This window comes from Sneathiella marina (assembly GCF_023746535.1).
GTDB lineage: Bacteria > Pseudomonadota > Alphaproteobacteria > Sneathiellales > Sneathiellaceae > Sneathiella > Sneathiella marina.
The window spans coordinates 3,015,130-3,029,033 of record NZ_CP098747.1; the positions used below are offsets into that span (position 1 = coordinate 3,015,130).

At 48.0% G+C, this 13,904-nt stretch carries 12 protein-coding genes; 1 reads left to right on the forward strand and 11 read right to left on the reverse strand.

The features are described from left to right. Positions 1-6 precede the first annotated feature (6 nt). A complete protein-coding gene (locus NBZ79_RS14570) occupies positions 7-786 on the reverse strand; it encodes an outer membrane protein assembly factor BamD (RefSeq protein ID WP_476749710.1) in 780 nt (259 codons plus the stop codon). Positions 787-1,211: 425 nt separating this feature from the next. Here NBZ79_RS14570 and NBZ79_RS14575 point away from each other — a divergent pair, with 425 nt between their 5' ends. After that, the gene (locus NBZ79_RS14575; RefSeq protein ID WP_251933275.1) at positions 1,212-1,598 is read left to right on the forward strand and encodes a helix-turn-helix domain-containing protein; all 387 of its coding nucleotides are present in this window, start codon (positions 1,212-1,214) and stop codon (positions 1,596-1,598) included. 89 nt (positions 1,599-1,687) lie between these two features. Here NBZ79_RS14575 and lpxC read toward each other — a convergent pair whose 3' ends face one another. From lpxC to murD, 10 genes are all read right to left on the reverse strand, one after another. Next, a complete protein-coding gene (gene lpxC, locus NBZ79_RS14580) occupies positions 1,688-2,623 on the reverse strand; it encodes a UDP-3-O-acyl-N-acetylglucosamine deacetylase (protein ID WP_251933276.1) in 936 nt (311 codons plus the stop codon). A gap of 238 nt (positions 2,624-2,861) precedes the next feature. After that, positions 2,862-4,553 (reverse strand): cell division protein FtsZ, encoded by a 1,692-nt coding sequence (gene ftsZ, locus NBZ79_RS14585; RefSeq protein ID WP_251933277.1) that lies wholly within the window; start codon positions 4,551-4,553, stop codon positions 2,862-2,864. 107 nt (positions 4,554-4,660) lie between these two features. After that, on the reverse strand, positions 4,661-5,902 hold the full coding sequence (ftsA, locus tag NBZ79_RS14590; protein WP_251933278.1) for a cell division protein FtsA: 1,242 nt from the start codon (positions 5,900-5,902) through the stop codon (positions 4,661-4,663). A gap of 52 nt (positions 5,903-5,954) precedes the next feature. Further along, complete coding sequence (locus NBZ79_RS14595; protein WP_251933279.1) at positions 5,955-7,010, reverse strand: cell division protein FtsQ/DivIB; 1,056 nt, start codon at positions 7,008-7,010, stop codon at positions 5,955-5,957. Continuing rightward, a complete protein-coding gene (locus NBZ79_RS14600) occupies positions 6,998-7,906 on the reverse strand; it encodes a D-alanine--D-alanine ligase (protein WP_251933280.1) in 909 nt (302 codons plus the stop codon). The genes NBZ79_RS14595 and NBZ79_RS14600 overlap by 13 nt, the downstream gene beginning before the upstream one ends. Then, on the reverse strand, positions 7,903-8,847 hold the full coding sequence (gene murB / locus NBZ79_RS14605; RefSeq protein WP_251933281.1) for a UDP-N-acetylmuramate dehydrogenase: 945 nt from the start codon (positions 8,845-8,847) through the stop codon (positions 7,903-7,905). The genes NBZ79_RS14600 and murB overlap by 4 nt, the downstream gene beginning before the upstream one ends. Continuing rightward, positions 8,844-10,268: a UDP-N-acetylmuramate--L-alanine ligase gene (gene murC / locus NBZ79_RS14610; RefSeq protein WP_251933282.1), complete on the reverse strand. Its 1,425-nt coding sequence runs from the start codon at positions 10,266-10,268 to the stop codon at positions 8,844-8,846. Before murC ends, murB begins: the two co-directional genes overlap by 4 nt. Continuing rightward, positions 10,265-11,404, reverse strand: a complete 1,140-nt coding sequence (gene murG / locus NBZ79_RS14615; RefSeq protein WP_251933283.1) for an undecaprenyldiphospho-muramoylpentapeptide beta-N-acetylglucosaminyltransferase — start codon at positions 11,402-11,404, stop codon at positions 10,265-10,267. The genes murC and murG overlap by 4 nt, the downstream gene beginning before the upstream one ends. After that, the gene (ftsW, locus tag NBZ79_RS14620) at positions 11,401-12,525 is read right to left on the reverse strand and encodes a putative lipid II flippase FtsW (RefSeq protein WP_251933284.1); all 1,125 of its coding nucleotides are present in this window, start codon (positions 12,523-12,525) and stop codon (positions 11,401-11,403) included. Before ftsW ends, murG begins: the two co-directional genes overlap by 4 nt. Then, on the reverse strand, positions 12,522-13,904 hold the full coding sequence (gene murD, locus NBZ79_RS14625) for a UDP-N-acetylmuramoyl-L-alanine--D-glutamate ligase (RefSeq protein WP_251933285.1): 1,383 nt from the start codon (positions 13,902-13,904) through the stop codon (positions 12,522-12,524). Before murD ends, ftsW begins: the two co-directional genes overlap by 4 nt.

The window sequence follows — 13,904 nt, forward strand, 5'->3', positions numbered from 1 at the left end:
TCACGCTCAGAAAATTGATGTCCAGGCCTTAACAATCCACGAGTCTTCATCTGCTTCAGGCTTCAAATAATTTGCATCTAACAAAGCGTAGGAATCCTGATACCACTCACTTCCCGGAAAATTGTACCCTAATACCGCAGCTGCCGTTTGTGCTTCTTCAGTGATCCCTAAACTCAGATACGCTTCGGTCAACCGGTGAAGCGCCTCAGGTACGTGGGTCGTCGTTTGGTATTCCTCTATGACAACTCGATACCGATTAATGGCGCCAATCGGATAATCCTGTGATTGATAATATCTACCAATCGCCATTTCTTTCCCGGCCAAGTGATCTTTGGTCAAATCTATTTTCAAACGAGCATCCCGCGCATATTCCGTATTCGGAAAACGACGAACAAGATTCTGAAGCGCAGCAAGCGCCTGACGAGTGACCTTCTGATCTCGCTCTACACCGGTGATCTGTTCATAGTATGAAATCGCAACTAAGTAGTATGCATATGCGACATCTTTGTTTCCGGGATGGAGTTCTACGAACCTCTCTGCTGCAAGTATCGCCTGATCGTATTGATTGCTTTGATAATAAGCAAATGAAGACATTAGCTGCGCTTTTGTTGACCAAACTGAATATGGATGCTGTCTCTCAACTTCATCGAATCCCTGAGCCGCCTGGAGATAATTTTCATTGTTAAGTGCAGCCAGTGCCTGATTGTATAATTCCTGAACAGGCCGTTCCACATATTCCGGTGCTTCATCGGAACTACAGGCTGCCAATGACACCAGAATCACCATATAAACTGCCAACAAGCTTTTCTGACCAACTGATTTCAACTTCGTAATTCCTTCATAATCCACAGGGTAACCTTCATATGGAGTTTTAGTATTTTAACTCAACAATATTATGTTGAAAAGTTAAGGTTGATTAATTCTTATCACAAAATATATGACAAAAATCGAAAAATCATTTGCGAATTGTGACAACTAATATGCAATAAATTTCAATTATTTTTATATATCAATAAACATAATTTATCATATTTATAATTTTTAAGTATTTTCTTTTCAGGCCCGAACGTGCTATATTACCTATAAGGGTAATGCGATTGTTTTATTTTCTCCTCCAAATGCATTCTTTATGCACTAAAGCGGATCGCAAAATTCTTGACCAATTGTTGAAACGAAGACGAAGACAGAGAGTTCGGGAAAGGTACCAAAAAATGGGAAAACTCGCAAAGAAAGTCGACAACCATGTCGGTGAGCGTATTCGCGAAAGACGTACAATGATGGGCCTGACGCAGGAGCATCTTGCGCAAGCTTTAAACATTTCTTATCAACAAGTGCAGAAATACGAAACCGGGGCAAATCGGGTTAGCGCTGGTAGACTTTTTGAAATTGGACAGCGACTGGAAGTAGATGTCGCGTTTTTCTTTGAAAATCTCGAACCTCTTGCTGCCTCTTCTCCACTGGAACATGGTGGTAAAAATCGCTCAACTATTGAACTTGTCCGCAATTATGGCGATATCAATGAAGCAGCTGTTAGATCCGCTGTTAGTGGGCTTATCAAAAGCCTGGCAGGAAAAGAAAGAAAACGCAAGTCTGCGTGATATAATAGTCTACAAAGGAAAAGGCACTGAAAATAACTTTCGTGCCTTTTTTGTTGACCAAGCCTAAATCTCTTCAGGGAATATCCGCTTTACGCAGTAATGGGTGCTGCCGCTTGTTGCGCCGGCCAGTGCGCTCCACCAACATTTCCAATTCGAACCGGTGCTTCCGTTGTATAACACCAGGCATCAGAATTTGCGAAAAGAGCCTGCAACAATTTATTGTTCAACGCATGTCCAGACCGAAATCCATAAAATTGGCCAACGATAGGTGCCCCAGCAAGGTACAAATCACCGACGGCATCCAGAGCTTTATGCCGGACAAACTCATCATCGTAACGTAAGCCCTCTTCATTCAAGATATCGGGGCCGCTCAAAACAATCGCATTGTCGAGAGAACCGCCCTTTGCCAACCCCATTTCCTTCAGTTTTTCAAAATCGCTTAAAAAACCAAAGGTCCTAGCCCGGCAAATTTCATTTTTAAACGTACCGTTTCTAAGGTTAAAGCTGCAGTTTTGCTTTCCAATCCGTGGGTTCTCGAAATCGATTTCAAATGAGACAGAAATATTATCGGCAGGCGCAAGCACTGCTTTCGCTCCCCCTTCCGACACTTCAACTTCCTTGAGGATCTTTATATACCGGCGAGCATCGCCTTGCTCGATTGTATCCGCACATTCGATCAAGAAAACAAATGGGGCAGATGAGCCATCCATTACGGGTACTTCTGGAGCATCCAGCTCTACAATCGCATTATCAATCCCACAACCTGAAAAAGCGGCCATCAAATGCTCTATGGTTGCGACTTTAACCCCGGCTTCATTCTCAACAGTCGTACACATAATAAGATCTGAAACCGCATCGAACCGTGCCGGTATCTCCGAAATTTCATCTGCAACATCAACCCGCTTAAAAACAATACCGGTATTAACAGGTGCCGGAATCAACTTCATATTGATTAAATATCCGCCATGAAGGCCGACACCGGTACAGCTAATGCTATTTCGCAGGGTTTTCTGATAAGCAACCATATTCCGCTAACTCTGAGTTATTGTAATAATTTTGTAGCATTAATCTACTAATGCTGCATCGCATATACAAATCACACTTTGTTACCGATTATTTCTTGAAAAATAGCTGATTGGCTCATCGAGGAAAATACTGCGATGCACAATTACCCTGCCCTTTACCAAGCAAAAAGGCCCTCCCAGCCTTTACTGCCGGAAGAGCCCGTATAACTTTATAGCCTTTAGTCAGCTGTACAGAAGCCTAATTAGCCTGCCGCCTCAAAAATGCCGGGATGTCCAAAAGGTCTTCATCTTCGCTTTTCTGACTGATTTTCATTGAAGACAGCGCCTCCTGGCGCGGCTCCACGGCTGGTGTAGCTGGCGCCGCTGGTTGTTTGGGCTCAACTTCACGATGAGCTGACGTTGTTGGTTCCTGGCGTACCGAACGCTCTGTTTGTTGCGCAATTTCTTGTTTCTTAGATCGACCAACACCGGTCATTCTTTCAAACAAACTTGGGCCTTTACGCTTTTTTGCAGGGTCAGCTGTTTCGGCTACCGCGTGATGGGCATCCGGATTAACCAGTGCTTCAGGCCGCTTCTCGACAGTTACAGCCGGTGGGGCTTGAAACGGTGCGTCTTTCCCTTCCGGTTGAACTTCAACCTGATCACTTTCCTCCATCTCCTCGTCAATGCTGGACAGCAAATCACGCTCTGCATCAATCGCAAGATTTCCGCTCATATCAAGCGACGACGTTGATCCCATTTCCAACGGCGACTGTGTATCCACACTATCATCCGCTTGCGCAACTGGCTGGCCGGATATGTTACTTCCTGGCAGGCTCGCGCCAAAACCCGAAGCAGAAATTGATGCCGCAGCCGGTAACGAAGGCGAGCCGGCTTCATCGGAGCGACCTCCAGCAGGTCGTGGTGTGTCACCTTTCACTTGAAGTATTGATGTCACATTTGGAGAATTTGCTTTTTGAACCTCGAGAGCATCGATACCCGTCGCAACTACCGATACCCGCATGGAGCCTTCCATGTCGCTATCAAACGTTGACCCAACAATAATGTTTGCTTCCGGATCCACTTCACTTCTTATTCTGTTTGCGGCTTCATCAAGTTCATACAATGTTAGATCCATGCCGCCTGTGATGTTAATCAGTACGCCACGTGCACCTTTCATGGATACATCGTCAAGCAACGGATTGGAAATGGCAGCTTCGGCAGCTTCAATAGCGCGGTTTTCACCGCTTGCCTCGCCCGTACCCATCATGGCCTTACCCATCTCGTTCATCACTGTATTTACATCAGCGAAATCGAGATTGATCAGTCCTGGCATTACCATAAGATCCGTTACACCGCGAACACCGGAGTGCAGAACTTCATCCGCCATGTTAAAGGCGTCAGCAAATGTTGTCTTTTCATTAGCGATACGGAAAAGATTCTGATTTGGAATTATGATCAACGTATCAACATAGCGTTGCAGTTCATCGATCCCTGAATCTGCAATTTTCATCCGGTGATTACCTTCAAACTGGAAGGGGCGAGTGACGACACCGACTGTAAGTATACCTAATTCCCGCGCAGCCCTCGCCACAACAGGTGCAGCGCCTGTACCCGTACCACCGCCCATACCAGCCGTAATAAAGCACATATGAACGCCATTGAGATGAGAGATAATTTCATCAATCGCTTCTTCTGCGGCTTCCGCACCGATATGTGGCTTCGAACCGGCTCCCAAGCCCTCTGTTAGCTCAGCTCCAAGTTGAATACGGCGGTCTGCCAAATTCTGTTTAAGTGCCTGAGCATCCGTATTTGCTACAACGAATTCAACACCCTGTAACTCCGAACTGATCATATTGTTAACCGCGTTACCACCGGCCCCTCCAATACCTAAAACCAGTATCTTCGGCTTGAGTTCTGTTTGATCCGGGACTGACAAATTGATACTCACAGTACTATCCTCCTTAGTTACGCATGCTAACTGCTAATTAATACCAAATATTGTGGTTAATGGAACCCTACTTCTTACATATTGACGTTTTTTATGCATTTTTTTGCTCAAAAATTCTCTTTAAACCAATTTCCAACCTTTAAGAGACGACTTTTAGGCTGCTTTTCAACTACAGACATCTTTACATTGTCATCAAACCGCTCGCGAACAGCAAATGTCAATAATCCAGCCGCCGTTGTGAATGCTGGACCATCTGTCGCGTCAGCTAATCCTTTAACACGGATAGGTTTACCCATTCGTACTTGTTTATCCAGAATTCGCGCCGCCAATTCCTGCACACCGGCAAGCTGAGCGGCACCACCGCAAAGTACCGCACGGCGGCCAGCTACCTTGTTAAAGCCTGAGGCCAGAAGACGGTCATTTACAAGTTCGAGTATCTCTTCCACACGCGGCTTTATAATGCCAACGAGCATGGAACGAGGAACGTGATTGGCAATCTCATGATCACTTTCACCAATCAAAGGAACATCAATGATTTCCTTTTCATCCGCCGGACTGGCGAGGGCATTTCCGTAGAGTGTCTTCATACGCTCGGCATTTGCCAATGTAGTCGATAGACCCCGCGCAATATCGTTACTTACATGCCCGCCGCCAACAGGAACAACTTCATTGAAAACCATTTCTCCATCATAGAATACTGCAAGGGAAGTGGACCCTCCGCCCATGTCAATGACGGTAACACCAAGGTCCATTTCATCTTCCACCAGGCAGGAAAGGCCCGAAGCGTATGGTGCCGCGACCATATGAGCCACTCCCAGATGACAGCGCTCCACGCAATTTGCAATATTTCGCATATGGCTGTTCTGCAGCGAAACCATATGCATGCTAATACCTAAATTTTCACCATACATACCACGAGGATCCCGAATTCCTCGATTACCATCGACAGAGTAGCCTACTGGAAGAGCATGAATAACTGTCCGGCCTTCCGGCTGGTAACTTGCACGCGCTTCTTTCAGTGTACGCTGCAAGTCTTTCTCGCCAATCTCCTGCCCCCCTAAGGACATCTCCATATCGACAGTTTGAGACGCTGGTTTACCTGCAGATACACCTAAATAGACTTCGCGTATTGTCTCTCCCGCCATCCTTTCAGCAGCATCCACAGCCGATCGAATGGCTTCTTCCGCCATTTCCATATTTGTAATTCCACCGGCGCGCAATCCTCTGGAAACCTGGTGCCCGATACCGGTCACCCGGAGACGCCCGGCTTCTTCGACGGCGACAAAGCAGCAGACTTTTGTAGAACCTACATCCAGGGCAGCCAAGGGTCCATTGCGTCCAGTTGCCATTATGTCATTGCCAGTTTCATGCTGTAGCAAAAATGCATTGCAGTTAATTCCATTACGTTTTTTCACCATTCGCGCGACGCAAAGCTGCCGCGTCGGATTTGAGCCTCACATACACACGATCCGCTGCCCTTAAATCTATGGCGACAAGTCCCTTGTCGAGCAGTTTCTTTTTATCTTGCATCGCTGCAAGTTGTTTCCATGCCTCAAGGGCATTTTCCTCGGGCAATAAAACAGTCACATCATTATCAAATTCCAGGTTCCAACGGCGATCGCGAACTCGAACCGCATTGCGCAATCGAGTGAAAAGGGTTGGATTTTGTGCGAGCATGTCAAAAAGCTCCGCCGCATGTTCATTCGCCCCGGAGCCAACGACTTTTGGAAGGTATCTGAATTCCGGTGTGTCATTAGAGGTTACCACAGCGCCGTTACGATCAATCAATCCCGTACGTCCATCGATTTGCCATCTAGCAAACGGACGGCGTTCATCAATCTTGATATAAATTTCATCTGGGTATCGACGCATGACCGAAGCCGACTCAACCCAGCCCAATGTTTCAATTCGCTCACGTGCGTGCTCGGGATCAACATCCAGTATGCTATCTCCCCGGGCGACATCCAGCGCTTTCAACAGATCTTTAGGTGACGTTTTCTCTCTTCCGACAACGCTGATTTCCTGTACCGTTAAACCAAAGGCACGAGCCAATGCAAATTGCTGCTCATCAATCCAGTCGGAACTTGCCTGAACAACATCTCTTTCGGACAAGAAATTACTCAAGCCAGCAATAGCAATTGCGCCGACTAAAGTACATCCGCAAATAATTGCGGGCTTTCGCCAAACAGGCGCCGGTTTACGACGTGCTGAGGAACCTGCAGTTCTTTTCCGCCGTAGTTTCTGTGTGGCATTTTTAGTGGTACCAAAAAGAGAAGTCACGGCAAACAACAAGGATCCTTTACCCAAGCGCAATTCAATTTTTGGCTTATTTGATCGCTTGCTGATTTGTCTCTTCGACGTTGAAAGGCGTTTTCGAATTGTGTTCTTCTTCACCGGTTTTCTTTTTGACTTTTGAGCGCCTAACCTGTCATTTTTGTCTACTGTCAACGGTCGCATGACGCATCCTCCACCATCCATCGGACCAAATCTTCAAAACTAATTCCGCAGTAGCCCGCTATTTCCGGAACAAGACTTAACGAGGTCATACCGGGCTGCGTATTTGTTTCCAGAATATAAAAAGTAGAGGACCCATCTGCATTTTCTTCCAAGCGAAAATCACTTCGGCTCACCCCACGGCAACCCAAAGCCTGATGCGCGCGCAATGCCAGATCCAAAGCCTCCGCATATTCGTCTTTTGATAACGGAGCCGGCATCAAATGTTCAGCTTTTCCAGAAGTATATTTGGCCTCATAATCATAAAATCGGCCTAGCGGTCTAATTTCAACAGCTCCCAGGGCTGCGTCACCCATAACGGCAACATGAATTTCTCTTCCAGGAATATAAGTTTCGATCAGCACTTTATCCCCAAAGGTCCAGGGGAGCTCGCTGAGGTTCATGTTCTCACCTTCCAAGAAGATCGTAACACCAACACTTGATCCCTCGTTAAAAGGTTTGATAACAAATGGCTTCGGATAGGTTGCGCCATCAAGTATTTCCTGGCGCGTAAAAATTTGCCCGTCAGCGCATTTGATCCCTGCAGCGGCAAACAATTCTTTGGCCACAGGTTTATTCATTGCCATTGCGGATGCCAGCACACCGGAATGAGTATAGGCTAATCCCATGATTTCAAGGAGACCCTGTATGTATCCATCCTCACCATAACGGCCATGCAAGGCGTTGAAACAGACATCTGGCTTTGTCAGCGCTAACGTCTCAGCGACGTCTCGACCGACATCAATCGGCGTTACTTCGTAACCACAAGATTTCAGCGCTTCTGAACAAGCTAGCCCGCTATTTATGGAAACTTCACGCTCCGCTGACCACCCCCCCATTAAGACGGCTACATGCGTCATGTCACAGTCCCTTCCAAATCCAATTCGCTCTCACCAAGCCGGACGATTTCCCAACGCAGAAGGACATCATGTGTTTCGAAAACGCGCCGACGCACCTCCTCTCCCACTGCCTCCAGATCAGCTGCAGTTGCTGTGCCTGTGTTGATGATGAAATTACAATGCTTGTCCGAGATTTTTGCATCGCCAATTTGCAATCCTCTCCCGCCAACACTTTCAATTAGTTCCCAGGCCTTCTTCCCAGGGGGGTTTGCAAATGTTGATCCGCCAGTTCTGCTTCTCACCGGCTGACTTTCTTCACGGTTGCGGGAAATATCAGACATTCTTGCCAGAATCTCTTCTGTCGAGCCAGCAGATAGCTGCAAGGTCGCCTGCGTGAAAATCCAATCTTTGGGAATCTCACAATGACGGTATGCAAATCCCATATCCTCCGGCATCAAAACATGCCGCATTCCTTGCCGGTCATAAGCGACTGCCGAGACGAGTATCTCCGACATATCAGTCCCATATGCCCCGGCGTTCATGCGAAGCGCACCACCAATACTCCCTGGTATACCGCTCAAAAATTCCGCACCCTCGAGAGCCGCATCCGCCGCAAATCGTGCGACATTTCCATCAAGAGCCCCTGCCCCGACAACAAGACGGGTCCCTTCAGTTTTCATTTTGGTGAAATGCCGCCCCAGTCGCAAGACGACACCACGAACGCCGCCGTCACGGATTAGAAGGTTTGAACCGACACCGAGCGCAAGTATCGGTACATCAAAAGGAAGGTTGGTCAAAAATTCGGATAAATCTGCTTCATCTTCCGGTTTAAAGACAAAATCAGCTGGACCGCCGACTTGAAACCAGGTCACCTTATCCAGACGAACATTCTCACGTATACGCCCTCTTACTTCCGGCAATTTTTCTCTATACTCATTTTGGATTAGGGTCATATCGTTCATACTTCCCCTTCCTTCTTGTGCAAGGCTTCCAGCTGTGCTGGTAAGGCATTTGCCCAGCCTGAAATTGAACCAGCTCCCAGGCAAACGACGACGTCGCCTTCATCCGCCTGTTTCCGAACCAACTCCGCCAGTTTGTCGGGGTGGGTCAGGCGAAGAACATTCTTGTGCCCCCTTTCGCGAAGGCCGTCGACATAATGCTGTTGGTCCACGCCTTCAATCGGATCTTCCCCAGCTGCGAATATATCTGCGACAATCACCACATCTGCGTCATTGAAGCAGGTACAGAATTCTTCAAAAAGATCGTTCAGCCGGGAATATCTATGAGGCTGGACGACGGAGATAACCTTTTTGTCATATGCCTCTCTTGCCGCGGACAAGACAGATGAAATTTCCACAGGATGATGTCCATAATCATCAATGATCGTGACACCAGAAACTTCGCCAGTTTTTGTAAAACGCCGCTTGACGCCACTAAATTCGCGAAGCCCTTTCTTCAGGTCTATTTCCGAAAAACCCATTTCGCTTCCAACAGCTATGGCTGCCAACGCGTTTTGAATATTATGGGCGCCCGGCATTGGGAGCTCAAATCCCTTCATTACCCGGGTTTCACTCTCTGCACGGTTGCTGACGGCAACGTTGAAGAAAGAGCGTCCCGCATCGAAGCGAACATCGATAGCGCGATAGTCGGCTTGCGGTGAGGAGCCATAGGAAATAAGCCTCCGGTCGGAAATGCGTCCGATCAAAGCCTGCACCTCCGGGTGATCTATGCAAACAGCGGCAAACCCGTAAAATGGAATATTCTGTACGAAGGTTTGAAATGCGTCACGCACGCCATCAAAATCACCATAGAAATCGAGATGCTCAGGATCGATATTCGTGACCACGGCGATAGTCGCCGGTAGCTTAATAAAGCTTCCGTCTGACTCATCTGCCTCCACAACCATCCAGTCGCCCTTTCCAAGGCGTGCATTCGTACCATAGGCGTTGATGATCCCGCCATTGATGACAGTCGGCTCCATATTAGCGGCATCCAGCAGGCTGGCTAGTAAGGATGTTGTTGTTGTTTTTCCATGTGTTCCGCCAACAGCGATTGCCCATTTCAACCGCATCAGTTCAGCGAGCATTTCAGCACGTCTAACTACAGGTATCAGATTAGCACGCGCCCCGCGCACTTCCGGATTATCGGATTTAACGGCCGAAGACACCACAACTACACGCGCCTCACCCAGATTGGCTGCATCATGGCCAATTTTGACGTCGATGCCCAAGGCGCGCAGACGATCTACGTTCGCATTCTCCGATAAATCGGAACCTTGAACCAAATAGCCCAGGCTTTGCATGACTTCTGCAATTCCACTCATTCCAATTCCGCCAATGCCAACGAAATGAACAAGACCCATATCTAGGGGAAGCGATCTCATGCCGCGACCTTTCCGTTTTTTTCTTTGTTGTTTTTTTGCGGTATGAACCGGTTGATAAGATCTGCTAATTTTTCTGCTGCATGTATTTCGCCTAAACTTGACGCAGCGCCTGCCATCACTGACAAGCAATCGGGATGACGAAATAAGAATATTAGCTGCCTCTCTAGTTCTTCCGCCGTAAAGTTGTCCTGCAATATGACCCTTGCCGCACCGCGGGCCACAGCATTCTCTGCGTTTTTCCGCTGATGATCGTCCATTGCATGCTTATACGGGACGAGAATTGATGGTTTTCCTGCTACGGTTAGTTCCGATAAGGTTGAAGCACCAGATCGCGTAATTGCTAGATGGCATGCATCCAAAAGAGCTGCGACATCATCAAAGAATTCTGAAAGAGTTGGGGTAATCAACGAACCTTGATATTGACGTGTGGCCCGTTCAAGATCTTCTTTCCGGCATTGCTGGGACACATGAAGGCGAGATTGTAGATCTTCTGGCAGAGATACCAAGGCTGCCGGCACGACCTCTGATAAGATTGTAGCGCCTTGACTACCGCCCAAAACAAGAACCCGGATCGGACCATCATCTGAAGGGCTGATATATTTCTTGCCGAACAAAGGTAACACAGCTTGGCGAACCGGGTTTCCTGTATAGACCATCTTTGCCGTGATCTCTTCGTCCGGGCTTTCAGTATGGTCAAAAGATGTGGCAATCTGCCGGGCAAAACCAGACAGCAATTTATTCACTCGTCCGAGAACCGCATTTTGTTCGTGCAGAATTAGGGGAATACCCATACTGGCCGCCGCTGCGGCTGGTGGCATCGAAGGATATCCGCCAAAGCCAACCACCGCTATCGGCTTTAAATGCCGCAGCACTTTACGAGATTGAAAAATCCCCATGGTGATTGCAAGCACCGCTTTGATTTTACCGACCAATCCACCTACGGAAGGCGAGCCGGATTTGACGACAATCACTTTTACATTGGGAAAGAGTTCATCATATTTTTCGCCGCGGCCGTCCGTCATCAGAACGACGTTATAGCCTCTTGTATTCAGCTCTTCAGCGAGAGCGCGAGCGGGGAAAATGTGACCGCCGGTTCCGCCACTGGCTAAAACAACATATTTGCCATTCTCGCTCATTTTAGTTCCCCGGTACCAACACGACGGCGACTCAAGGCAAGGAGCATTCCCATCATAATTGCGAGTGCAAACATTGAGGATCCGCCATATGAAATAAACGGAAGTGTCATGCCTTTCGTCGGCATCAATCTCAAATTCACCCCAATATTGATGATCGCCTGGAGCCCGAACTGAGTAAGCAATCCGGCAGCAGCAAGAACAACAAAGAAATTCTTTTCCTCTAATAGTCGACTGAAACCACGCAATACGATCAGGGCGAACAGAGCAACGACGAGCAAACAAATGATGACGCCAAATTCTTCGCCCAGAACAGCAAATATAAAATCAGTATGGGCGTCCGGGAGTTGTGTCTTCACGGATCCGTCACCTGGGCCAACCCCAAAAAAGCCACCGGTCTGAAAGGCCTCCATTGCCCGTTCAATCTGATAATTTCCACCGCCAGATGGATCCATAAACCTGTCTACCCGACTGGCAACATGGGGGAAAAGACTATAGGCCGCAGCGGCGCTTACTATACCAAACACAACAAACAGCACGACCCAGAAAATAGGCAGGCCAGCCAAAAAGAATTGAGCAAACCAAACCGCGGAAATCACAAGTGTCATTCCAACATCCGGCTGCATGAGAAGCAATCCGATAACAAAAGCAAAAAGCGCCATTGAGATTAAATTACCAGGAATCTCATCACTCTTTCGCTGTTCTGCAAACATCCAGGCGGCCACAACGGCAAAAGATGGCTTTAGGAATTCTGTTGGTTGTAACGTAAAACTCCCAAACTGTAGCCAGCGATGGGCTCCTTTAACTTCCGGACCGACAAGCAGCGTGGCGATAGTCAAGATGGAAAAGAAGCCAAACATGACGACTGCCAGCCGCCTAACCCATAAAGGGGACATAAGTGATATGGAAAAAATAATAATCGCCGCCATGGGAAGATACATAAATTGGCGTCTGACAAAATGAAAATTATCTAGCCCAAGCCGGGCTGCAATTGCGGGACTGGCCGCCAGTACCATCACGCCCCCAAGCGCGACAAGCAATCCAACCGCGATTAGTGTCCAGCGATCAACAGTCCACCACCAACTACTAACGACCGAGCGATCCAGGCGCGTAAAAGTTGTCATTTATCCCCCACTAACAGATCCGTCACAAAATTTCGAAAGGCGTCACCCCGAGCTTCAAAGCTGTCAAATTGATCAAAACTCGCAGCAGCGGGGGAAAGCAGAACAATCGCGCCTGACGATAATTTTTTCGCCGCCAGCGCCGCAGCCTTCGTGGCTTCTTCAAGATCCTTACAAATTGTATAGTTGACCTTGCCCTCCAGTTGATTTGCAAAACTCTCAGATGCCTCACCAATCAAAAACGCTTCCCGAACACGATCGAAATGCGGGGCCAGTTGTTCGATGCCGCCAGCTTTTTGGCGGCCGCCCGCGATCCAAAATATATCGTTAAAGCTAGTCAGCGCCTTTTCAGCAGCCTCAGCATTGGTCGCTTTGGAATCATTGACAAAAGTAACATGATCGAGAGATCCCACATTCTCCATTCTGTGGGCAAGGCCACCAAACGTTCGCAACCCATTTTCAATTTCATCTGGCGTTAATCCCAAATGGCTTGCCGCGGCAACAGCTGCCGCCGCATTTTGCCAATTGTGGCGACCTCGCAGTGACGCAATATCGGATATATCAAGTGTCCAAGATTGATCGTCTAGCGACTGGTCACTGAGGAGGCCGTCAATTACATACACACCCGCTTCGACGGGATGATTTACGGAAATCGGAACTATTTTTGCTTTACTATGCCGCTTCAACTCAGAAGTAATGGCGGCACAAATGGAATCATCTGCATCAACAATCGCAATCCCGGTTTCAGATTGGTGCTGAAAAATCCGGCATTTGACAGCAGCATACCCCGCCATGTCGCCGTGACGATCCAGATGATCAGGCGTAATATTGAGCAAGATCGCAATGTCAGCCTTCCAAGAAGGCGTCAGGTCCAGCTGATATGATGATAGCTCCAGGACATAAGCGCCTTCTTCTGGCAGCTGGGGTAAATCCATAACAGGTGTGCCAATATTTCCGCCCAGGGCAGCCGACTTACCGGCGGAAGTCAGCAAATGATCAATCAAAGCCGAAGTCGTCGATTTACCATTCGTACCGGTAACCCCGATAATTTTGCCGGCTTTTTTCTCTTTCAGAAACACTTCAATATCACCGACTATTTTCGCGCCAGCCTTCAATGCCATTCCAACAACAGGATGAGGCGCTGGATGGGTAAGGGGTACACCTGGGCTCAAAATCAGGGCGTCCGTCGCGGTCCAGCTGTCTGATATCAGATCCTTTATCACCAACCCTTTTGACAGTGCCAGATCCCGGCGACCTTGGTTGTCATCCCAAACGAAAACATGGGCTTTACCAGTGGTAAGGCGTTCAGCTGTCGCCATTCCACTTTTTCCGAGGCCGAAAACCGCAATATTTTTATTTTCGAAGGCGTGGCTTTCCATCAT

What these genes read in the sequence shown, in the direction of transcription:
- NBZ79_RS14570 (WP_476749710.1), bottom strand. Translation starts at nt 786, where the DNA reads ATGGTGATTCTGGTGTCATTGGCAGCCTGTAGTTCCGATGAAGCACCG.
- NBZ79_RS14575 (WP_251933275.1), top strand. Translation starts at nt 1,212, where the DNA reads ATGGGAAAACTCGCAAAGAAAGTCGACAACCATGTCGGTGAGCGTATT.
- lpxC (WP_251933276.1), bottom strand. Translation starts at nt 2,623, where the DNA reads ATGGTTGCTTATCAGAAAACCCTGCGAAATAGCATTAGCTGTACCGGT.
- ftsA (WP_251933278.1), bottom strand. Translation starts at nt 5,902, where the DNA reads ATGGCAACTGGACGCAATGGACCCTTGGCTGCCCTGGATGTAGGTTCT.
- NBZ79_RS14595 (WP_251933279.1), bottom strand. Translation starts at nt 7,010, where the DNA reads ATGCGACCGTTGACAGTAGACAAAAATGACAGGTTAGGCGCTCAAAAG.
- NBZ79_RS14600 (WP_251933280.1), bottom strand. Translation starts at nt 7,906, where the DNA reads ATGACGCATGTAGCCGTCTTAATGGGGGGGTGGTCAGCGGAGCGTGAA.
- murB (WP_251933281.1), bottom strand. Translation starts at nt 8,847, where the DNA reads ATGAACGATATGACCCTAATCCAAAATGAGTATAGAGAAAAATTGCCG.
- murC (WP_251933282.1), bottom strand. Translation starts at nt 10,268, where the DNA reads ATGAGATCGCTTCCCCTAGATATGGGTCTTGTTCATTTCGTTGGCATT.
- murG (WP_251933283.1), bottom strand. Translation starts at nt 11,404, where the DNA reads ATGAGCGAGAATGGCAAATATGTTGTTTTAGCCAGTGGCGGAACCGGC.
- ftsW (WP_251933284.1), bottom strand. Translation starts at nt 12,525, where the DNA reads ATGACAACTTTTACGCGCCTGGATCGCTCGGTCGTTAGTAGTTGGTGG.
- murD (WP_251933285.1), bottom strand. Translation starts at nt 13,904, where the DNA reads ATGATGGAAAGCCACGCCTTCGAAAATAAAAATATTGCGGTTTTCGGC.